A 21625-nucleotide genomic window follows, 5' to 3' on the forward strand; every position below is an offset into this window, starting at 1 on the left:
TATTTTAATTGGCAGTGAATGTGGCCGATAGTGATAACCGGACAGGGGCGATAAGGGAGCTTCAGAGGAGTGAGCGTGCAGTCACACAGGCGCTGGCGGGCAGCAGTAGCGGGGCGTGTAAGAAATAAAAAACGGCGAAACCAGTCGCCGAAATATTCAAGAATTACAGGAAAATAGTTAATAAAGGGATGATTGACGGGTCTATCGTAAAACAAAATGAGTGGCGCTGATAGTCAGGGGATTTAAATAAGAAAAGGTCGGAATGGCGTTAATTAACAGCGGTTAACATTATTCAGGCCGCATGGCTGCTGCGGCCTGAATTTCATTAGCCAGGGACTCAGGGCAATATAACCGAAACCGGCAGCACAGCGCTGTTATCCAGCTTTTTCCGTAGCTGAGTCAGCGTGGATTGATAAGGGCAGAGCACGCCGACATCGGTGATTCTGCAGTCAGGCTGATGCCACTCCTGACGTAATAACGGATGTTTATCATCAATCGGTTGCAGCTGACGAATCCCATCCAGACTCTGCGCCTGGAAATAGAGCCGCAAAAAACGTTCGCCGCTGCGGGTGTCGCGCCAGCGCTCCAGCACCAGACTACTGCCCGGTGGAATGTTGCCGCGTGAATAGCCTGGCAACTGCCAGCTAAAGCCCATCAGGGTGCGCACCATCGCAATATTGGTGTCATGTGCCACCAGAATCAGCCAGCGGCCCGGCGCGCTATCGGAAGCGATCGCCTCCAGCAGGACGTTGAGCAATATCGAGCCACGGCGCTGTGCCTGATAGAGCACGTCGTTGCTGAGATCGTAGTTTGCGGTCAGCAGCGGCAGCAGCGTGGTAATCTGCGCGGCCGACGTGATGTGCCCCCAGGCGAGCTGTTCCCACGGCAGGTTTTCACTGTAGCCCAGCCGCAGCGTCTCCACCATGCTCGCCATCACACTCAGCCCGTAAACGTATGTGTTGCCGTTGCGGGTTTGCCGGAACGACCAGGGCGCATCGAATAAGGGGCACTTTGTTGCTGCCGGGCAGACGGCGGCTTTCAGTTGCCGAATGGCAGGTTGCATCTGCTGTTGCAGCCGCGCCAGATCGCCCGCTTTCTGCTGTTTCGCGGCCAGCTCCTGAGCGGGATCGCTCTGGGTGACCGTCAGCTTTTCACTCTGGAACAGCGGATCGACATCGCCCGCTACGTGATGCACCGGCACGCCGCAGCCGGGAAAGGCCCCGTCAGTCAGCGCCGCAGCCGTCGCGCGGGTGCGCTGCAGCGGACTGGCGCGCACGTAGACCTGAGCCGCATCAGGACAGCCCGCGCCCAGCAGGCCGAGCTGGCGATAGTGCTCGCCTTCCCAGCGTCCTTTATTGACCACCGCGCTGTAGCCATGACCGGTCAGCTCGCCATCGGCGGTGGTCCACTGCGTCCAGGGTTGCTGGCTGGCGGCTTCAATCTCTTTACGATTGCCGGGAGTGGGTGGACGCACACCGTGACGGCTCAGTTCGACCACCTTCTCCAGCTGGTAATCCGCCGCCTGTGACGCCGGACTTAACAGCCAGAGAAAACTGAGGATCAGCGCGCAGCGGTACAGGCCTGGCAGCGTCATTTACTCCTCCAGTGCGCGATTACCGGTCAGCGCTTTAATTTTTGGATAAAGGGTCGCATTGGCCAGCAACACCGGGTTGCCGTTTTTGAGTCCTTCGTTGCGCAGATAATCATTAGTAACGCCGCCCGCTTCGCGCATCAGGACGATGCCCGGCAGACTATCCCAGGGGTGCATATGCGCTTCATAGTAGCCAATCAGTCGCCCGGCGGCGGCCCAGGCGCTGGTCAGCGCGCCAGAACCGATACGAATAAACATGCCGCCCTGTTCAGTTAAACCGCTGATCAGGCGCGAGACGCTTTCGGCAGGGGTGCGACTGGAGTTGCTGATGCCGAGCAAACCTTCGTTGAGATGCGTCGCGCCATGAACCTGGAGACGGCTCTCATTAACCCACGCACCCTGACCTGCTCGTGCGTGAAACAGCTCCTGATGATTGGGATCGCAGACCACGCCGATCACCGGTTCGCCGTCACAGACCACCGCCAGCGAGACGCACCAGTTAGGCAGGCCGTTGACGAAGCAGGCGGTGCCATCGATGGGATCGACCACCCAGATAAAGGGCGCGCCCTGAACTTCACCGCCGCTCTCTTCGCCATAGACAGCATCGTCAGGAAAGCGCTCAGCGATTAATGTCTTAATCAATGCCTCAACGTTACGATCAGCCTCGCTGACCACGTCCTGCAAATCCCTTTTGTGTTCCACCACCAGTGTCTGACGCTGCTGATACCACGAATAAGCCCGGCTGGCCGCCGCACGGGCGATGTCGCAGGCGTAACGGTAACGCGCGTCAATTTCAGAATGCGAAGCGGATGACATCTTTTCCTCTTATGTCTTTTGGTCAAAACGAACGGAAGGCACGCCTGAACAGGCGGTCTGGCTGTGATATTTACTTAACTATTGTTAAGAAAGGCTTCATTAAGCCGCAGATAGGCAGCAATGGCAAGATGGTGCGGAGCCGGGTGAGGCGCTTTCCCGGCGGGCGAAAGCTGGCGTCCGCCAGCCCGGCAGCAGAGGATCGGGTTTTACAGGGTTCTGCTGGTCGCCAGCGCCATTAAACGCGGATAAAAAACAAAAAACAGCGCTTCCAGCTGATCATAGTGTTGCGTGAAATCGTGGTAAGAGTCGCGCAGGGCTGCCAGGCGTGGACGGCGGCTGGCCATGCCGTGCAGCACCCGCTCCAGCCGCGCGGGCTGGGCATAATGCTCAAACCAGCGCTCGCGCCACATCACCGCGTTGAGTTCCTGAAACTCGATGGGGGTGTCTGCCAGTTGCGGCATGATCTCGCGCTCGGCGGCGGCAGAAAAGTGCACCAGCGTCTGGCCGGGCGTGAAGTGCTGCCAGTGCCGGGCCAGAAAATGGTCCCAGATGACGTCCAGCGTAATGGGTGCCACGCGATAGGTTTCGGCACGGAACAGCTGACGGGCGCTGCGCACTTCCGGCAGCGCATCGGTCATCACATCGAGACGACGGTGCATCAGAATGCCGTCCGCGACGGGCGCAGACCAGTGCTGGTGCGGGTTGCCACGCACAAAATCGGCCATTAAATTGCCGAGTAAGGAGCTGTCGGCCAGCTTAGCCAGATGGAGATGAGCAAGAAAGTTCATGCCGCATTATAGGCTGAACTGCCTTTGCGCAGCCAGTTGTTCAGAATTGGTCGATTTTCCGCTAAACTGTGCCGCCTGTTTTTGCCTGAGAAAGAACTCTTTCATGCGTGTCGCCGATTTTGCTTTTGAACTGCCCGAATCCCTGATTGCTCACTATCCCCAGGCGCAGCGCAGCGGCTGTCGTCTGCTGTCGCTCGAGGGTCCCAGCGGGACGCTGTCGCACGGTGTGTTCACCGACGTGCTGGATAAGCTGAATCCGGGCGATCTGCTGGTGTTCAACAACACCCGTGTGATTCCGGCGCGCGTCTTTGGCCGCAAAGCCAGTGGCGGCAAAATCGAGATGCTGGTGGAGCGGATGCTTGACGACAAGCGTGTGCTGGCCCATGTGCGCGCCTCGAAAGCGCCGAAGCCGGGAGCAGAACTGCTGCTGGGCGAATATGAGAGCGTGAAAGCGACGATGGTGGCGCGTCACGATGCGCTGTTTGAGATTGTGTTTGATGATGAGCGCGCGGTGCTCGACATCCTCAACAGCGTCGGCCATATGCCTCTGCCGCCTTATATCGACCGTCCGGATGAAGAGGCGGATCGCGAGTTGTATCAGACGGTTTACAGCGCCCGTCCGGGTGCCGTTGCGGCACCGACAGCCGGTCTGCATTTTGATGAACCGCTGCTGCAGGCGCTGAAAGAGAAGGGTATTGAGATGGCGTTTGTGACGCTGCATGTCGGTGCGGGAACCTTCCAGCCGGTGCGCGTCGACACCATCGAAGAGCATCACATGCATGCTGAATATGCCGAAGTGCCGCAGGAGGTTGTTGATGCGGTGCTGGCCTGTAAAGCACGCGGCAATAAAGTAGTCGCTGTCGGCACTACCTCTGTCCGTTCGCTGGAGAGCGCCGCTAAAGCGAGTCAGGATGCCCTGATTGCGCCGTTCTTCGACGATACCCAGATTTTTATCTATCCGGGCTATGAGTATCAGGTGATTGATGCGCTGATCACCAACTTCCATCTGCCCGAATCGACTCTGATTATGCTGGTCTCGGCGTTTGCCGGTTATCAGCACACCATGGCCGCGTACCGCGCAGCCGTGGCTGAGCAATATCGTTTCTTCAGTTATGGTGACGCGATGTTTATCAGCAAAAATCCGCAGGCGCCGCTGGAAAAAGTGGGCGACTGATTTATTAACCGATAGCCGGAATCGACTGAGAGCGACTGAAGGTTATCTGCATCGGACTGTTTCTCCGATGGAGGCTTTGTGAAATTTGAACTTGATACCACAGACGGACGCGCACGCCGTGGCCGTCTGATTTTTGATCGCGGTGTGGTGGAAACCCCTGCATTTATGCCCGTTGGCACCTATGGCACCGTTAAAGGCATGACGCCGGAAGAAGTGCAGGAGACCGGCGCGCAGATCATTCTGGGCAATACCTTCCATCTCTGGCTGCGTCCGGGCCAGGAGATCATGAAACTGCATGGCGATCTGCATGACTTTATGCAGTGGAAGGGGCCGATCCTGACCGACTCCGGCGGCTTCCAGGTCTTCAGCCTGGGCGACATCCGTAAAATCACCGAAGCGGGCGTGCATTTCCGTAACCCGATCAACGGCGACCCGATCTTCCTCGATCCGGAAAAATCGATGGAGATTCAGTACGACCTCGGTTCCGACATCGTAATGATTTTCGATGAATGTACGCCCTATCCGGCGGACTGGGACTACGCCAAACGCTCGATGGAGATGTCGCTGCGCTGGGCGCAACGCAGTCGTGACCGTTTTGACAGCCTGGGCAATAAAAATGCGCTATTTGGCATTATTCAGGGCTCGGTTTACGAAGATTTACGAGATGTCTCGGTGAAAGGTCTGGTAGAGATTGGCTTTGATGGGTACGCTGTGGGCGGCCTGGCGGTGGGTGAGCCTAAGCAGGACATGCACCGTATTCTTGAGCACGTCTGTCCGCAGCTTCCGCAGGATAAACCGCGTTATCTGATGGGTGTCGGCAAGCCAGAAGATCTGGTTGAGGGCGTCCGTCGCGGCGTCGATATGTTTGACTGCGTGATGCCGACCCGTAATGCCCGAAATGGTCATCTGTTTGTGACTGAGGGTGTGGTGAAAATCCGCAACGCCAGATACAAAGATGACACTGCGCCACTGGATGCGGAGTGTGATTGTTACACCTGTCGCAATTATAGCCGCGCCTACTTGTATCATCTCGACCGTTGTAACGAAATACTGGGCGCGCGTCTGAACACTATCCACAATTTGCGCTATTACCAGCGCCTGATGGCAGGTTTACGCCAGGCCATCGAAGAGGGTAAATTAGAGCGCTTTGTAAACGAGTTCTACCAACGGACGGGCAAAGAAGTTCCGCCTTTAACGTCTGATAATTCATCAATGAGGGAAATTTAATGAGCTTTTTCATTTCTGACGCCGTGGCCGCAGCAGGCGCACCGTCTCAGGGAAGTCCGTATTCTCTGGTGATCATGCTGGTGGTGTTTGGTCTGATTTTCTATTTCATGATCCTGCGTCCGCAGCAGAAACGTGCGAAAGAGCACAAGAAGCTGATGGATTCTATCTCTAAGGGTGATGAAGTGCTGACCAGCGGTGGCCTTGTAGGCCGCGTAACAAAAGTCTCTGACACGGGCTACGTAGCTATCGCGCTGAATGACACCAATGAAGTCGTCATTAAACGTGATTTCGTCGCCGCCGTGCTGCCTAAAGGCACTATCAAGGCGCTGTAATTCTTTCTTCCCTAAGGGAACTGCCGTGTTAAATCGTTATCCTTTGTGGAAGTACGTGATGCTGGTCGTCGTGATTCTCGTCGGCCTGCTCTATGCGCTTCCCAACCTGTATGGTGAGGATCCGGCCGTTCAAATCACTGGTGCGCGCGGAAGCGCCGCCAGTGAGCAGACGTTGGATCAAATTCAGTCCGCATTAAAACAAGACAATATCCAGAGCAAATCTGTTGCGCTGGAAAATGGTGCGATTACCGCGCGCTTCAATAATACGGATGTGCAGTTACGCGCCCGTGAAGCGATCATGAAGGCGCTGGGTGAAAACTACGTTGTTGCGCTGAACCTCGCGCCAGCCACGCCTCGCTGGCTGTCGATGCTGTCAGCAGAACCGATGAAACTCGGTCTCGATCTGCGTGGTGGTGTGCACTTCCTGATGGAAGTGGACATGGACACCGCACTCGGCAAACTGCAGGAGCAGAATGCTGACTCGCTGCGTAGCGACCTGCGCACCAAAAGTATCCCTTACACCACCGTCAACAAAATCGCGAACTACGGCGTGGAAATTCGTTTCCGTGACGCAGCCAGCCGCGATGCGGCGATCTCCTGGCTGACCTCGCGTCATCAGGATCTGGTGATCAACAGCAGCGGCAGCGATGCCCTGCGTGCCACCATGAGCGATGCTCGTCTCAGCGAAGCGCGTGAATATGCGGTTCAGCAGAACATTACTATTCTGCGTAACCGTGTGAACCAGCTGGGCGTGGCCGAACCGCTGGTACAGCGTCAGGGTTCCGATCGCATCGTAGTTGAGTTGCCGGGTATTCAGGATACGGCACGCGCTAAAGAGATTCTGGGTGCAACGGCGACGCTGGAATTCCGTCTGGTAAACACCAGCGTGGATCCAACCGCAGCGGCCAGTGGTCGTGTACCGGGTGACTCTGAAGTTAAAGACATGCGTGATGGCCAGCCGGTGGTGCTCTACAAGCGGGTGATCCTGACCGGTGACCATATCACCGACTCGACTTCCAGCATGGATGAGTACAACCAGCCACAGGTGAACATTTCACTGGATGGCGCAGGCGGTAACATCATGTCGAACTTCACCAAGGACAACATCGGCAAACCGATGGCGACCCTGTTTGTGGAGTACAAAGACAGTGGTAAGAAAGATGCCAACGGCCGTTCAATTCTGGTGAAACAGGAAGAGGTGATTAACGTCGCTAATATCCAGTCTCGTCTGGGGAACAGCTTCCGTATCACCGGTATCAATAACCCGAACGAAGCGCGTCAGCTCTCGCTGCTGCTACGTGCCGGTGCGTTGATTGCGCCTATCCAGATTGTGGAAGAGCGTACTATCGGGCCGACCATGGGTCAGCAGAACATTACTCAGGGTCTGGAAGCCTGCCTGTGGGGTCTGCTTGCGTCGATCCTGTTTATGGTGGTGTTCTACAAGAAGTTTGGTCTGATTGCGACCAGCGCGCTGCTGGTTAACCTGGTGCTGATTGTCGGCATTATGTCGCTGTTGCCGGGTGCGACCCTGACCATGCCGGGTATTGCCGGTATCGTGTTAACGCTGGCGGTGGCGGTGGATGCCAACGTGCTGATTAACGAACGTATTAAAGAAGAGCTGCGTAACGGGCGCTCGGTTCAGCAGGCAATTCATGAGGGCTATAAAGGCGCCTTCTCCAGTATTGTCGATGCGAACGTGACCACCCTGATCAAAGTTATCATTCTTTATGCAGTCGGCACCGGTTCGATCAAAGGCTTTGCTATTACCACCGCAATTGGTATCGCAACCTCAATGTTCACCGCGATTGTCGGTACCCGTGCCATTGTTAACCTGGTTTACGGTGGCAAACGCATCAACAAGCTGTCTATCTGAGGAGTGCGTTGTGGCACAGGAATATAACATTGAGCAGTTGAACCACGGGCGTAAAGTCGTCGACTTTATGCGCTGGGATAAGCTGGCCTTCATCATTTCGGGACTGCTGATTCTCGCCGCGATTGCTATCGTGGGTGTGCGTGGTTTTAACTGGGGACTCGATTTCACCGGTGGTACGGTGATTGAGATCGCGCTGGAAAAACCGGCTGATCTTGAAGTCCTGCGTGGCGATCTGGTGAAAGCGGGCTTTGACGAGCCGCTGGTGCAGAACTTTGGCAGCAGCCGTGACGTCATGGTGCGTATGGCACCGGTTACCGGCCCGGCGGGTACCGAGTTAGGCAATAAAGTGGTGTCGGTGATTAACCAGACCACCCAGCAGAATGCTACCGTTAAGCGTATTGAGTTCGTGGGGCCGAGCGTGGGCAGCGACCTGGCGCAGGCGGGTGCGATGGCGCTGTTGTCCGCGCTGATTGCGATTCTGATCTACATCGGTTTTCGCTTTGAGTGGCGTCTGGCACTGGGTACCGTGCTGGCGCTGGCGCATGACGTGATCATCACCTGCGGCCTGCTGGCGCTGTTCCGCATTGAAATCGACCTGACGATTGTTGCCTCACTGATGTCGGTGATTGGCTACTCGCTTAACGATAAAATCGTGGTATCGGACCGTATTCGTGAAAACTTCCGCAAGATCCGTCGCGGCAGCTCTTACGATATTACTAACGTGTCACTGACCCAGACGTTAAGCCGTACGCTGATTACCTCGCTGACCACGCTGGCGATGATCCTCATCCTCTTCGTGTTTGGTGGTGCGCTGCTGAAAGGCTTCTCACTGACCATGCTGATTGGTGTGACGATTGGTACGATTTCATCGATTTATGTCTCTTCGGCGCTGGCGCTGAAGCTGGGCATGAAGCGTGAACATATGCTGGTGCAGAAAGTCGAGAAAGAGGGCGCCGATCAGCCTTCTATCCTGCCTTAATCGCCGCAGAGAAATAAAAACGGGCAGCCATGTGGCTGCCCGTTTTTTTTGCACCTGTGATCAGGGTGCAGCAGGGGAGGTCTGGGCAGGTGCGTCGCCGGTGACGTTATGCACGCGGACATAACCTGATTGATCCGGTGCAAGGCCGCTGAGTCGCAGCGGTATGCTCACCGAATGCTGGGGCAACAGCGAGGCAGGCACCGCTATCGTCTGACTCAGACTGCCGTTACTCAGTGGTTTACCGGTTGCCGGATCGAGTTCGCCCCAGTTCACCGTAGCGTGCAGGGCGGGCAAGGGGCGATCGTCCATTGACCGTACCGTCAGGGTTGTCCGCGAGCCGCTGGCTTCAGCGGTGACAGGTGAGAGCGTCAGTCGCAGCGTGCCGAGCTGGGTTTGCAGCGCCACCGGCGTGTTCGCCTGCGGGATCAGCCAGGCGCCTTGCTGCGAATGGCTGTTTAGCTGCCCCTGAATCTCCAGCGCGCTCGCCTGCGTGGTCAGGTGCTGCATCTGCTGATTAAGCTGACTCACTTCCTGATGCAACTCTCTGACCTGCGGGTTGCTGACGCTACTGCTGCAACCGCTCAGCGTCACCAGAGAGAGCGCCATCGGAACCCAAACCATCCTGCTCATAAGTTATCCTTGTCCGTTATTTTGGAATACGTAAAACCTGGCCAGGATAGATCTTATCAGGATGAGAGAGCATTGGCTTATTCGCTTCGAAAATCTTGTTGTATTCGTTGGCATTTCCATAAACCTGTTTGGAAATTGCGCTCAGCGTGTCGCCTTTTTTCACGGTGTAAAGTTCTGACTCGGCCGCGCTGTCTGTCACGGTCACCTTATCTTCCACTTTGGTGATGCCTGCAACGTTACCGGCTGCGATCAGAATCTTCTCTTTCAGCTCCTGGGAAAGGCCATCGCCCGTCACGGTCACGGTATCGCCATTGACCTTCACATCCACTTTGTCGCTGTCGGGTAAACCGAGTTTGTTGATGTGATCCTGCAGCTTTTTATTCTGGTCATCGCCGCCATTCACGGCATCCCATAATTTTTCACCAGCTTCTTTCACAAAATTAAACAGACCCATACAACCTCCAGTGTGTTAGTGGAACTACGCCGTCTTTCGGCTCTATAAGCGTAGACCCTTTTGCCGTCGCTGATATTTAACATCATTTATGCTGTGCGTGGTGGCACAGGAAAGGCACGGAAGAGATTTTGTTGATTCGCAGTTCGCGCTACACTGTCTGGCCCATCTCTCTCGCGTCAGGAAACGTCATGCATTGCCCATTCTGCTCCGCCGTGGACACCAAAGTGATTGATTCTCGTCTGGTTAGTGAAGGCTCTTCGGTGCGCCGCCGCCGCCAGTGTCTGATGTGTCATGAGCGTTTTACCACCTTCGAGGTGGCGGAACTGGTGATGCCACGCGTGGTGAAAAGCAATGACGTGCGCGAACCCTTTAATGAAGACAAAATGGCCAGCGGGATGATGAAAGCGCTTGAGAAGCGTCCGGTCAGTGCCGATGCGGTTGAAAGCGCCGTAAACCATATTAAAACCCAGCTGCGTGCCACCGGTGAACGTGAGATCCCCAGTAAGCTGATTGGCAATCTGGTGATGGATGAGCTGAAGAAGCTCGATAAAGTCGCCTACATCCGCTTTGCCTCGGTTTACCGCAGCTTTGAAGACATTCGTGATTTTGGCGAAGAGATCGCCCGGTTACAGGATTAAACCATGGATGAACTTTACATGGCGCGTGCGCTGGAACTGGCGCGACGCGGCCGCTTTACGACGATGCCGAACCCCAATGTGGGCTGCGTGATTGTGCGCGATGGCGAGGTGGTCGGTGAGGGCTGGCATCAGCGCGCCGGTGAACCGCATGCTGAAGTCCACGCGCTGCGCATGGCGGGCGAGAAAGCGCGTGGCGCAACCGCCTATGTCACGCTGGAGCCCTGCAGCCATCATGGCCGTACGCCACCCTGCTGTGATGCGCTGATCGCCGCTGGCGTTACCCGTGTCGTGGCCGCCATGCAGGATCCGAATCCGCAGGTGGCGGGTCGCGGACTGCACCGTCTGCATCAGGCGGGCATTGAGGTCAGCCACGGTCTGATGATGCCGGAAGCGGAGGCGCTGAATCGCGGTTTCCTCAAACGAATGCGCACTGGCTTCCCCTGGATCCAGCTCAAGCTGGGTGCGTCACTGGATGGCAGAACGGCAATGGCCAGCGGCGAAAGTCAGTGGATAACCTCGCCGGCAGCCCGTCGTGATGTGCAGCGCCTGCGTGCGCAGAGCGCCGCCATTCTCAGCAGCAGCGCCACGGTGCTGGCGGACGATCCTTCCCTGACGGTACGCTGGTCTGAACTCAATGCGGAGAGCCAGGCACTGCTTGATGAACAGCAACTGCGTCAGCCGGTGCGGGTGATTATCGACAGCCAGAATCGCGTGACGCCGCAGCATCGGCTCATTGAGCAGCCAGGCGAAACCTGGCTGATGCGTCATCAGCCCGATCAGCAGAGCTGGCCCGCTGACGTAACGCAAATCGCTGTTCCGCTGCGCGAACAGCAGCTGGACCTGGTGGCGATGATGATGCTGCTGGGACAGCGACAGATTAACAGCGTCTGGGTTGAAGCGGGCGCCACGCTGGCCGGTGCCCTGTTGCAGGCCGGACTGGTCGATGAACTGATTGTTTATCTGGCGCCTAAGCTATTAGGTCATGAAGGACGCGGGCTGTGTCAGCTGCCGGGACTGAGCCAGCTGGCTGACGCACCTGCCTTCCGTTTCAGTGATGTCCGCCAGGTCGGTGACGATTTACGCCTGACCCTGACACCACAATAACACGGTCGGAAAAGCGAGAGCACGCCGCCCAAGAGTATGATAGAATCCGCCCCCCTGCGCGGGGCCAACCAAACCCCTGAAAGGACAAGTATGAAAGTTATCGAAGCTGCTGTTGCAACGCCTGAGGCCAATGTTGCCATCGTTATCGCGCGTTTTAACAACTTCATTAATGACAGCCTGCTGGATGGCGCAGTTGATGCCCTGAAACGTATCGGCCAGGTCAAAGATGACAATATCACCGTAGTCTGGGTGCCTGGTGCATACGAACTGCCTCTGGCAGCACGTGCGCTGGCCAACACCGGCAAATATGATGCGATTATCGCACTCGGTACGGTTATTCGGGGTGGCACTGCGCACTTCGAATATGTGGCGGGTGAAGCCAGCTCCGGTATCGCCAGCGTTGCCATGAACAGCGAGATTCCTGTCGCGTTTGGCGTGCTGACCACTGAAAGCATCGAGCAGGCCATTGAGCGTGCCGGCACCAAAGCGGGTAACAAAGGTGCTGAAGCGGCTCTGACTGCGCTCGAAATGATCAACGTATTGAAAGCCATTAAAGCCTGATTTTTGTAAGGGGAATTTTGTGAAACCTGCTGCTCGTCGTCGCGCCCGTGAGTGCGCTGTTCAGGCGCTTTACTCCTGGCAGTTGTCGAATAACGACATTGCCGATGTGGAATACCAGTTTCTGGCGGAACAGGACGTCAAAGACGTCGACATTACCTACTTCCGCGAACTGCTGTCCGGTGTGGCGACCAACAGTGCGTATCTGGATGGACTGATGAAGCCCTATCTGTCGCGTCAGCTCGAAGAGCTGGGCCAGGTGGAAAAAGCTATCCTGCGCATCTCGCTGTATGAGCTGAGCAAACGTAATGATGTGCCTTATAAAGTGGCCATCAACGAAGGGATTGAGCTGGCGAAAGTCTTCGGTGCCGAAGACAGTCATAAATTTGTTAACGGCGTGCTCGATAAAGCCGGTCCACAAATTCGACCCAATCGCAAATAAACAAAAAGGCCGGCTTGCCGGCCTTTTTTCATGAAGGGTTAAGCGGAACGCAATTATGTCTTGTGGTGAATTTGAACTCATCGCACGCTACTTCAACCGCAGAACACGCAGCCGCCGTGATGTCGAACTCGGCATCGGTGACGATTGTGCGTTACTTAGCGTGCCGGAAAAACAGACGCTGGCGATCAGCACCGATACCCTGGTCGCGGGTGTGCACTTCTTACGGGATATCCATCCTGCCGATCTGGGTTACAAAGCCCTGGCTGTGAATCTCAGCGACCTTGCTGCCATGGGCGCCGACCCTGCGTGGCTGACGCTGGCCTTAACGCTGCCGCAGGTCGATGAGAGCTGGCTCTCTGCCTTCAGCGAAAGCCTGTTTGAACTGCTGGAATATTACGACATGCAGCTGGTAGGCGGCGATACCACCCGTGGCCCGCTGAGCCTGACGCTGGCGATTCACGGTCTGGTGCCGCAGGGCCGCGCCCTGAAACGTTCAGGCGCGAAGCCGGGTGACTGGATTTACGTGACCGGTACGCTGGGTGACAGCGCTGCGGGCCTGGCGCTGCTGCAGCATCACTGCCGCATCAGCGATCCGGCGGTACATGAAGCGCTGATTAAACGTCATCTGCGTCCTATGCCGCGTATTCTGCAGGGCCAGGCGCTGCGTTCGCTGGCCTCCTCAGCGGTGGATCTTTCCGACGGCCTGATTTCCGATCTCGGCCACGTGCTGAAAGCCAGCGGCTGTGGCGCACGGCTTAATCTGGATGCGTTGCCCCTTTCGGCTGCGCTGCGCGATCATTTCGACCCTGAGCAGGTATTGCGCTGGGCGCTGAGTGGCGGAGAAGATTACGAACTCTGCTTCACGGTGCCCGAGGTCAATCGCGGTGCGCTGGATGTGGCGCTGGGTCACCTGGGCGTGCCCTATACCTGCATCGGACAGATGGCACCGGAGTCGGAAGGCTTAACGCTACTGGATAATGGCAAGCCCGCCACATTCCGTCATAAAGGGTTTGATCACTTTGATGCTAAATAACGACGTGGCGAAGAGTCGCCTGCGGATGAGCAATCCCTGGCATCTGCTGGCGACCGGTTTCGGTAGCGGATTAAGCCCGGTCGTGCCTGGCACCATGGGATCGCTGGCGGCGATTCCGTTCTGGTGGCTGATGACCTATCTGCCGCAGGATCTCTATTCGCTGGTGGTGCTGGTCGGTATCTGCGTTGGCGTCTATCTCTGCCATCGCACTGCCAAAGATATGGGCGTACACGATCACGGCAGCATTGTCTGGGATGAGTTTATCGGCATGTGGATTACGCTGATGGCGATTCCGGTTAACAGCTGGCAGTGGGTTCTGGGTGGCTTTGTGCTGTTCCGTATTCTTGATATGTGGAAGCCGTGGCCGATTCGCTGGTTTGATCGCAATGTGCATGGCGGCATGGGCATTATGGTGGATGACATTATTGCTGGCGTGATTTCCGCTGCCATGCTGTATGGCTTTGGGGTCTGGCTGGCGGGTTAACTGCCGGGACTCCTCACACAGCGACAGAAGGAGACGCCCGGGCAGGGCGTCTCCTTTCTCTGATTTTATTCGAATCCTACCGGCTGATGCGGCTGATAGACCTCTTCCAGCAGCGCAACTTCCTCGTCACTCAGCGTGACATCCACTGCCTTCACCAGATCCTCAAACTGCTCAGCACGCGACGCACCAATAATCGGTGCTGTGACGGCAGGCTTGCTCAGCAGCCAGGCCAGAGCCACCTGCGCCCGCGTTACACCTTTATCTTCCGCCACCTGCGCCAGCCGCTCTGCAATCACCGCATCATTCTCTTCAGTATTATCATAGAGCGACGCCATGACTTTGTCAGAGGTGGAACGCGCGGTATTTTCACCCCACGGGCGGGTCAGCTTACCGCGTGCCAGCGGACTCCACGGCAGCACGGCAATCTGCTCTTTCAGGCAGAGCGGATGCATTTCACGCTCCTCTTCGCGCTGAATCAGGTTGTACTGATCCTGCATGCTGACAAAGCGATGCCAGCCCTGTTCCGACTGCATCTGCAACGCCTGGGCAAACTGACTGGCGTGCATCGACGAGGCACCGATATAACGTGCTTTACCAGACTGCACGACTTCATGCAGCGCTTCCAGCGTCTCTTCCAGCGGCGTCTCATAATCCCAGCGGTGAATCTGCAGCAGGTCGACATACTCCATGCCGAGGCGCTGCAGGCTGTCATCAATGGATTGCAGAATATTCTTGCGCGACAATCCCTGTGACAGATTGGTCAGCGGGAAATAGACTTTGGTGGCAACCACGATCTCTTCACGGCGGGCAAAGTCTTTCAGCGCCCGGCCCAGGATCTCTTCGCTGCTGCCATCTGAATAGCTGTTGGCGGTATCGAAAAAGTTGATCCCCGCGTTCAGCGCCTGCTGGATCAGCGGACGGCTGCTCGCTTCCGGCAGCGTCCAGGCATGGTTGCCGCGCGTCGGCTCGCCATAAGTCATGCAGCCAAGACAGAGACGCGACACCTGCAGATCGGTGGTACCCAGTTGAATCGTTTTCATGGTGGAGGCTCCTGCGAAAGTGCAAAGGTCTTAGCATAGCAGGATGTTGCGCTCCCCGAGGGGGGAGCGCAGCGAGGAGAGGTTACTGCGCCAGCCAGCGGGCGATCTGCTGCTGAATGCCCTCCGCGTCCAGCAGATAGTCATGACGTACTTCATCCTGCGTACCCTGCGGGATGAACTCATCAGGCAGACCGATGTTCAGCACCGGAACAGCCAGACGTTTCGCCATAACAAATTCATTAACGCCACTGCCGGCACCGCCTTTGATGGCACCTTCTTCCAGCGTAATCAGCGAGTCGTGCGTGGCGGCGAGCTCAGCGATCAGCGCCTCATCCAGCGGCTTCACAAAGCGCATATCGACCAGGGTCGCATTCAGCGCTTCCGCCGTGGCTGCCGCTTCCGGCAACAAAGTGCCGAAGTTCAGAATCGCCAGCTTTTCACCCTGACGTTTCACCACGGCTTTACCCAGCGGCAGGCTCTGCAGCGGTGCCAGTGGCGTACCCACACCGGTACCGCGCGGATAGCGCACTGCACTTGGACCATCCTGATAGTGATAGCCGGTGTAGAGCATCTGCCGACACTCATTTTCATCGCTGGGGGTCATGATCACCATATCCGGCACGCAGCGCAGATAGGCGAGATCAAACGCGCCCTGGTGAGTCTGACCATCCGCGCCAACAATACCACCGCGATCGATAGCAAACAGGACCGGCAGTTTCTGGATGGCGACGTCATGGATCAGCTGATCGTAGGCGCGCTGCAGGAAGGTGGAGTAGATAGCAACAATCGGTTTATAGCCGCCAATCGCCATACCGGCAGCGAAGGTCACGGCGTGCTGCTCGGCAATCGCCACATCGAAATATTGTTTCGGGAATTCGCGTGAGAAGGCCACCATGCCTGAGCCTTCGCGCATTGCTGGCGTAATCGCCATCAGTTTCGGATCGTCGGCGGCCATTTCGCACAGCCAGTTACCGAAGATTTTAGAGTAGCTCGGCAGGCCTTCTGCGCTTTTTGGCAGTTCGCCAATCGCCGGATCGAATTTAGGCACGGCATGCCAGGCAATCGGATCTTCCTCTGCCGGGGCGTAGCCTTTGCCTTTCTTCGTCATGATATGCAGGAACTGCGGCCCTTTCAGGCTGCGCATGTTGCTCAGCGTATTGACCAGCGTCAGCACATCATGACCATCTACCGGGCCGATATAATTAAAGCCCAGCTCTTCAAACAGCGTGCCCGGCACGACCATGCCTTTGAGATGCTCTTCGGTGCGTCTTACCAGCTCTTTGATCGGTGGCAGGCTGGTCAGCACTCGCTTGCTGCCTTCGCGCAGTCGCGCATAGGTTTTACCCGACAGGATTTGCGCCAGACGGTTATTCAGCGCACCGACGTTTTCGGAGATCGACATCTCGTTGTCGTTGAGGATCACCAGCATGTCCGGTTTAATATCACCGGCATGGTTCATCGCCTCAAACGCCATGCCAGCGGTAATTGCGCCATCGCCAATAATACAGGCGGTGCGACGACCCTGACCTTCACGTTCTGCCGCCGCGGCCATGCCGAGACCGGCACTGATGGAGGTTGACGAGTGACCGACGCTCAATACGTCATATTCACTTTCGCCGCGCCATGGAAACGGGTGTACGCCATTTTTCTGACGAATCGTACCGATGCGATCGCGGCGACCAGTCAGAATTTTATGCGGATAAGCCTGATGACCCACATCCCATACCAGATGGTCAAAGGGGGTGTTATAGACATAATGCAGCGCGACCGTCAGTTCGACCACGCCCAGACCCGACGCAAAATGGCCGCTGGAGCGGCTTACACTGTCTAACAGATACTGACGCAGTTCATCACAGAGCGCAGGCAGCTTCTCTTTCGGCAGGGCGCGCAGCTCCTGAACCGTATTTGCCAGCGCCAGTGTCGGGTATTTAGCAATATCAAAACTCATCAGAGACTCATTATGGAAGTTATTTGTCGCGTTCAATTATGAAGCTCGCCAGCGCCTGCAGTGCTGTAGTGTTATAAGAGTGCGCAGCGAGCAATTCTAACGTATCAAGTGCTTCCTGATACAAATCCCGCGCTTTAGCTTGGGCATTTTCAAGGCCTAACAGTGAAGGATAGGTGCTTTTTCCCAGATGCTGATCGGCACCCTGGCGTTTTCCAATCACCGCTGTGTCACCGATCACATCCAGAATGTCGTCCTGCACCTGAAACGCGAGACCAATGGCCTCTGCATAACGGTCGAGCAGCGGCAGGGCTTCACGGCCAGCATCGCCCGCCGTTAAGGCGCCTAACCGCACCGCTGAACGGATCAGCGCGCCGGTTTTATGACGATGGATCTGCTCCAGCTGGTCGAGATCCACAGATTGACCTTCCGCCGCTAAATCAAGCGCCTGTCCGCCACACATGCCGGCCACGCCGCTGGCTTTCGCCAGTTCAGAGAGCATCATCAGACGATATTCAGCGCTGACACCGGGCATCGCTTCGTCGGCCAGAATTGAAAAGGCCAGCGTCTGCAGGGCGTCGCCCGCCAGAATCGCGGTATCTTCGCCATATTTAATGTGACAGGTTGGCTGCCCGCGACGCAGTGCATCATCGTCCATTGCGGGGAGATCGTCATGAATCAGAGAGTACGCATGAATGCATTCAACCGCGGCGGCGGGGGCATCCAGACTCGCCGGGTCGGCGTGGAGCATTTCGCCGGTAGCGTAGACCAGAAAAGGACGCAGGCGTTTACCGCCTAATAATGCCCCATAATGCATGGCATTCACCAGAGGAGAACTCTGAAAAGGAAGTGGCTCTATAAAACGCGTCAGCGCGCCATTAACCTGCTGCTGATACGCGTCGAGTAATCGGGCGAAATCCATTAGCTGTTTTCCGGCGTGAAAGCAGTGAGGTCGGCATCTTTATCATCGTTCAGCAGAATACGGACCCGCTGTTCAGCCTGCTGAAGCGTCTGCTGGCCAGTCCGCGCCAGCTGCACGCCGCGCTCAAATTCGTTCAGGGCTTCTTCCAGCGGCAGTTCACCACTTTCCAGACGGCTGACAATCTGCTCCAGCTGCTGCAATGACGTTTCAAAGCTGGCTGGCTGTTCGGCTTTTTTCGGCATATTTCGTGTCGACTCACGGTTGGGACATTATCTCGCAATCGGTCATGGTAGCTGAGACCCTATGATTAGCAAAATAATCAATGCGGCGGCTGATGAAGAAGCAGTCACCTGACAAAGGTGATATACTTCCGCGCCTCGGATGCGGTTGCGCCTTGCAGCCCGCAATTTTGTGATTTTACCAGCTAAGTGCTGCCTGTTTTAGCACTTATTTGCCCAACGAAGCTGTGTCGCCGCCATGAAGTTTATCATCAAGTTATTTCCTGAAATCACCATCAAGAGTCCGTCGGTGCGTTTGCGCTTTATCAAGATTCTTGCCAGCAATATCCGCAACGTCCTGAAAACCGTTAGCGATGAAATCGCCGTTGTGCGTCACTGGGATCACATTGAAGTGCGTTCGAAAAATCCGGCGCTGCGGGACATTATTCCCGATGAGCTGACGCGCATTCCGGGAATTCATCACGTTTTAGCGGTTGAAGATCGTGAGTACACCGATATTCATCACATCTTTGAACAGACTTTAGCGCAGTATCGCGACAGCCTTGAAGGGAAGAGCTTCTGCGTGCGTGTTAAACGTCGTGGTAAGCATAGCTTCAGTTCACAGGATGTGGAGCGCTATGTTGGCGGTGGTCTGAATCAGCATATTGAAAGCGCCCGCGTGCAGCTTAAAAACCCTGACGTTACAGTGAATCTTGAAGTAGAAGAGAATCGTCTGACGCTGGTGACTGCGCGCTACGAAGGTCTGGGCGGTTTCCCGATCGGCACGCAGGAAGATGTGCTGTCGCTGATTTCCGGTGGCTTTGACTCCGGCGTCTCCAGCTATATGCTGCTGCGACGCGGCAGCCGCGTACATTACTGCTTCTTTAATCTTGGCGGTGCCGCCCATGAGATTGGCGTCCGTCAGGTTGCGCACTATCTGTGGAATCGTTTTGGTCGTTCACACCGCGTGCGGTTCGTGGCGATCAATTTTGAGCCGGTAGTGGGTGAGATCCTCGAAAAAGTGGATGACGGTCAGATGGGCGTGGTGCTGAAGCGCATGATGGTGCGTGCCGCCTCGACGATTGCTGAGCGCTACGGCGTGCAGGCGCTGGTTACCGGTGAAGCGGTGGGTCAGGTGTCGAGCCAGACGCTGACCAACCTGCGCCTGATTGATAACGCCTCTGATACGCTAATTCTGCGTCCGCTGATCTCTCATGACAAAGAGCACATCATCAGGATTGCCCGTGAGATTGGCACCGAAGATTTCGCCAGCACCATGCCGGAATATTGCGGTGTCATCTCAAAAAGCCCGACCGTGAAAGCGGTGAAAGAGAAGATCGAGGCTGAAGAGCAGAATTTCGACTTCACGATTCTGGATCGGGTCATTGAAGAGGCGACCAACGTCGATATCCGTACCATCGCTGAGCAGACAGAAGAAGAGGTGGTTGAAGTTGAGACCGTCGCCCTGCTGAGCGAGAACGACGTGGTGCTGGATATCCGCTCTATTGATGAGCAGGAAGAGAAGCCTCTGGCACTGAAAGCCACGGAAGTGAAATCGCTGCCGTTCTACAAACTCAGTACGCAGTTTGGCGATCTCGATCAGAACCGGACCTGGTTGCTCTACTGCGATCGTGGTGTGATGAGCCGTCTGCAGGCACTCTATCTGCATGAGCAGGGCTTTAAAAACGTGAAAGTCTACCGCCCGTAGTGACGCCTCAGAGCCAGTCAGCGCCTGTTCAGGTCTGATTGGCTGCATTGCTTAACACAGATCGTTTTAACTCAGCGTGTTTACGCCTGATAGTCATAAATGCCGGGAGCCAGCACCAGCTGTGCGGCAACCTCGCGCGCCATCTCTTTTCCTGCCAGCAGATCGATCAGCTTCAGCGCAAAATCCATTGCCGTGCCAGGCCCCTGGCTGGTCAGCAGATTGACGCGTGGATCCCAGACCACACGCCGCTCCATCCACTTGTCTGACGGAATGGTCTCTTTTAAGCCGGGAAAGCCGGTCATATTGCCGACCGGGAAGAGATCGTGGGGGATCAATACTGTGCCTGCCGCGGCGCAGATAGCGGCGACGATCCTTTCATTGAGGTGAAACTGGCGTACCGTTTCGACTAACAGCGGACTGTCACGGAAGGTTTCGGCGCCTTTCAGGCCGCCGGGCAGGACGATGGCGGCGAAATCATTGTCGGCGACTTCGACCAGCGTCACGTCAGCCAGCAGACGAACTCCGCGTGAGCAGACGATCTCCCGGTTGCCGTCGCTTTCGACGCTGGCGGTGACAACGTTCAGCCCGGCCCGAACCAGCAGGTCGATGGTAGTGACAGCTTCGGTTTCTTCACTGCCATGTGCCAGGCAAACCAGCACTGATGCGTTCGCGGTCATAATGGGACTCCTTGCGTTTTACAATGTCATACAGACGGGTATTCTCCGTCAGCACCAGGCCGTGCGTCCGGGCGCGGCGCAGCAGAAAGCCGCTGATATAGTCGATTTCGGTGAGGCGCTGGGCGCGTATGTCCTGCAGCATTGAAGAGGTGTTGGCTGCGGTGCTTTCAATCACGTCGAAGATGATGTCCTGCAGGCTTTCGCTGGCAACGTTCTGACCTTCGCGCTCCATGACCCAGCTGATCTCTTCGCACAGTTGCGCGATCTGCTCCGGATACGCGCGCAGGGCACCGTTCTGGCACTCATACTCCACGCTAAGCGGATTGATGATGCAGTTCACTGCCAGCTTGCGCCAGCAGGCCGCCCGGATGTTGTCATGCCAGGCTACGTCAGGCAGGGCATGATGCAGGATATCGGCGAGATCGCTGTAAGCGGCGCTTTTGCGGTTACCGGGGCCGATGTGGGTGATGCCACTGGCTATGTGTTTGATAACGGTGCCGTCGCGCATCGCCGCATGGGTTGTTACCCCACGCAGCAGCGGCTGAGTCAGCCCTTTCAGCTCTTCCAGCGTCCCCATGCCGTTGTGCAGCAGCAGCACCGGGCAGTTTTCTGGCAGCACGCTTTCCAGGTTTTTCACCGCGGGCGAGACCTGCGGGGCTTTGAGCGTGACCAGCAGCAGCTGGCTTTCTGCCAGAAACAGCGGATCGTTGGCGATAAACGTGCGGTTCGAAATGTTACCCTGTGGATCAATCACATTAGCTGAACAGTAGGGCTGCGGCACCCGCAACCATCCCTGCACCTCATGTCCCTGGCGGGCAAGGGTTGTCATCCAGATCTGACCCAGAGCACCGCAACCTAACACGGTAATTTTCATGCTGCCTCCCGCTGGCGGGCTATCCATCTATTATTTACTGTCACACTTTCATTATAGCGTTGTGTGCAGCCTGATTTTATTTAGCACCTTAAGACGCGTATTATGCATGTCACTTTAG

23 protein-coding genes are annotated in these 21625 nt (G+C 56.3%); 12 read left to right on the plus strand and 11 right to left on the minus strand.

Going from position 1 to position 21625, the window contains the following annotated elements:
- Window positions 1-337 precede the first annotated feature (337 nt).
- From FOV68_RS06075 to FOV68_RS06085, 3 genes are all read right to left on the minus strand, one after another.
- Complete coding sequence (locus FOV68_RS06075) at window positions 338-1594, minus strand: histidine-type phosphatase (RefSeq protein ID WP_115764438.1); 1257 nt, start codon at window positions 1592-1594, stop codon at window positions 338-340.
- Complete coding sequence (locus FOV68_RS06080) at window positions 1595-2407, minus strand: inositol monophosphatase (protein ID WP_022626128.1); 813 nt, start codon at window positions 2405-2407, stop codon at window positions 1595-1597.
- A 206-nt stretch (window positions 2408-2613) separates the two neighbouring features.
- Complete coding sequence (locus FOV68_RS06085; protein ID WP_022626127.1) at window positions 2614-3195, minus strand: ACP phosphodiesterase; 582 nt, start codon at window positions 3193-3195, stop codon at window positions 2614-2616.
- A 103-nt stretch (window positions 3196-3298) separates the two neighbouring features.
- On the opposite strand from FOV68_RS06085, the gene queA reads away from it, so the two are divergent.
- From queA to secF, 5 genes are all read left to right on the plus strand, one after another.
- A complete protein-coding gene (gene queA / locus FOV68_RS06090; protein WP_143990495.1) occupies window positions 3299-4369 on the plus strand; it encodes a tRNA preQ1(34) S-adenosylmethionine ribosyltransferase-isomerase QueA in 1071 nt (356 codons plus the stop codon).
- Window positions 4370-4447: 78 nt separating this feature from the next.
- On the plus strand, window positions 4448-5596 hold the full coding sequence (tgt, locus tag FOV68_RS06095; RefSeq protein WP_010255351.1) for a tRNA guanosine(34) transglycosylase Tgt: 1149 nt from the start codon (window positions 4448-4450) through the stop codon (window positions 5594-5596).
- Window positions 5596-5928 (plus strand): preprotein translocase subunit YajC, encoded by a 333-nt coding sequence (gene yajC, locus FOV68_RS06100; RefSeq protein WP_010255353.1) that lies wholly within the window; start codon window positions 5596-5598, stop codon window positions 5926-5928. Before tgt ends, yajC begins: the two co-directional genes overlap by 1 nt.
- Window positions 5929-5953: 25 nt before the next feature.
- Complete coding sequence (secD, locus tag FOV68_RS06105; protein ID WP_010671195.1) at window positions 5954-7801, plus strand: protein translocase subunit SecD; 1848 nt, start codon at window positions 5954-5956, stop codon at window positions 7799-7801.
- A gap of 10 nt (window positions 7802-7811) precedes the next feature.
- Complete coding sequence (gene secF, locus FOV68_RS06110) at window positions 7812-8780, plus strand: protein translocase subunit SecF (protein ID WP_010255357.1); 969 nt, start codon at window positions 7812-7814, stop codon at window positions 8778-8780.
- A 60-nt stretch (window positions 8781-8840) separates the two neighbouring features.
- Here secF and FOV68_RS06115 read toward each other — a convergent pair whose 3' ends face one another.
- Together FOV68_RS06115 and lysM are read right to left on the minus strand one after the other, a co-directional pair.
- Complete coding sequence (locus FOV68_RS06115; RefSeq protein WP_115387849.1) at window positions 8841-9410, minus strand: DUF3251 domain-containing protein; 570 nt, start codon at window positions 9408-9410, stop codon at window positions 8841-8843.
- A gap of 16 nt (window positions 9411-9426) precedes the next feature.
- Window positions 9427-9864 (minus strand): peptidoglycan-binding protein LysM, encoded by a 438-nt coding sequence (lysM, locus tag FOV68_RS06120; protein ID WP_010671197.1) that lies wholly within the window; start codon window positions 9862-9864, stop codon window positions 9427-9429.
- Window positions 9865-10052: 188 nt separating this feature from the next.
- On the opposite strand from lysM, the gene nrdR reads away from it, so the two are divergent.
- The 6 genes from nrdR (at window position 10053) to pgpA (ending at window position 14123) form a co-directional block, all read left to right on the plus strand.
- A complete protein-coding gene (gene nrdR / locus FOV68_RS06125; protein ID WP_009091750.1) occupies window positions 10053-10502 on the plus strand; it encodes a transcriptional regulator NrdR in 450 nt (149 codons plus the stop codon).
- 3 nt (window positions 10503-10505) lie between these two features.
- Window positions 10506-11606: a bifunctional diaminohydroxyphosphoribosylaminopyrimidine deaminase/5-amino-6-(5-phosphoribosylamino)uracil reductase RibD gene (ribD, locus tag FOV68_RS06130; protein WP_031592195.1), complete on the plus strand. Its 1101-nt coding sequence runs from the start codon at window positions 10506-10508 to the stop codon at window positions 11604-11606.
- A 90-nt stretch (window positions 11607-11696) separates the two neighbouring features.
- Window positions 11697-12167 carry a 6,7-dimethyl-8-ribityllumazine synthase gene (ribE, locus tag FOV68_RS06135; RefSeq protein WP_010255369.1) on the plus strand — a complete coding sequence of 157 codons (471 nt, stop codon included), beginning with the start codon at window positions 11697-11699 and terminating at the stop codon, window positions 12165-12167.
- A 19-nt stretch (window positions 12168-12186) separates the two neighbouring features.
- Window positions 12187-12606 carry a transcription antitermination factor NusB gene (gene nusB / locus FOV68_RS06140; RefSeq protein WP_010255372.1) on the plus strand — a complete coding sequence of 140 codons (420 nt, stop codon included), beginning with the start codon at window positions 12187-12189 and terminating at the stop codon, window positions 12604-12606.
- Window positions 12607-12661: 55 nt separating this feature from the next.
- Complete coding sequence (gene thiL, locus FOV68_RS06145; protein ID WP_010255374.1) at window positions 12662-13639, plus strand: thiamine-phosphate kinase; 978 nt, start codon at window positions 12662-12664, stop codon at window positions 13637-13639.
- Window positions 13629-14123: a phosphatidylglycerophosphatase A gene (pgpA, locus tag FOV68_RS06150; RefSeq protein WP_031293112.1), complete on the plus strand. Its 495-nt coding sequence runs from the start codon at window positions 13629-13631 to the stop codon at window positions 14121-14123. Before thiL ends, pgpA begins: the two co-directional genes overlap by 11 nt.
- 65 nt (window positions 14124-14188) lie before the next feature.
- Here the strand turns inward: pgpA and FOV68_RS06155 are convergent, their stop codons facing one another.
- The 4 genes from FOV68_RS06155 to xseB all read right to left on the minus strand — a co-directional run bounded on the left by FOV68_RS06155 (window position 14189) and on the right by xseB (window position 18272).
- On the minus strand, window positions 14189-15163 hold the full coding sequence (locus tag FOV68_RS06155) for an aldo/keto reductase (protein WP_031592194.1): 975 nt from the start codon (window positions 15161-15163) through the stop codon (window positions 14189-14191).
- A gap of 82 nt (window positions 15164-15245) precedes the next feature.
- A complete protein-coding gene (gene dxs / locus FOV68_RS06160) occupies window positions 15246-17111 on the minus strand; it encodes a 1-deoxy-D-xylulose-5-phosphate synthase (RefSeq protein ID WP_010671199.1) in 1866 nt (621 codons plus the stop codon).
- 19 nt (window positions 17112-17130) lie between these two features.
- A complete protein-coding gene (ispA, locus tag FOV68_RS06165; RefSeq protein WP_031592192.1) occupies window positions 17131-18030 on the minus strand; it encodes a (2E,6E)-farnesyl diphosphate synthase in 900 nt (299 codons plus the stop codon).
- A complete protein-coding gene (gene xseB / locus FOV68_RS06170) occupies window positions 18030-18272 on the minus strand; it encodes an exodeoxyribonuclease VII small subunit (protein WP_010255382.1) in 243 nt (80 codons plus the stop codon). Before xseB ends, ispA begins: the two co-directional genes overlap by 1 nt.
- 235 nt (window positions 18273-18507) lie before the next feature.
- Here xseB and thiI point away from each other — a divergent pair, with 235 nt between their 5' ends.
- Window positions 18508-19956, plus strand: coding sequence for a tRNA uracil 4-sulfurtransferase ThiI (gene thiI / locus FOV68_RS06175; RefSeq protein WP_143990496.1), 1449 nt, complete (start codon window positions 18508-18510; stop codon window positions 19954-19956).
- Window positions 19957-20036: 80 nt separating this feature from the next.
- Here the strand turns inward: thiI and yajL are convergent, their stop codons facing one another.
- Both yajL and panE read right to left on the minus strand, forming a co-directional pair.
- Window positions 20037-20633, minus strand: coding sequence for a protein deglycase YajL (yajL, locus tag FOV68_RS06180; protein WP_031592188.1), 597 nt, complete (start codon window positions 20631-20633; stop codon window positions 20037-20039).
- Window positions 20587-21507 carry a 2-dehydropantoate 2-reductase gene (panE, locus tag FOV68_RS06185; protein WP_033756769.1) on the minus strand — a complete coding sequence of 307 codons (921 nt, stop codon included), beginning with the start codon at window positions 21505-21507 and terminating at the stop codon, window positions 20587-20589. Before panE ends, yajL begins: the two co-directional genes overlap by 47 nt.
- Window positions 21508-21625 lie beyond the last annotated feature (118 nt).

It is taken from the genome of Pantoea sp. paga (assembly GCF_007558755.1).
Classification (GTDB): Bacteria; Pseudomonadota; Gammaproteobacteria; order Enterobacterales; family Enterobacteriaceae; genus Pantoea; species Pantoea agglomerans.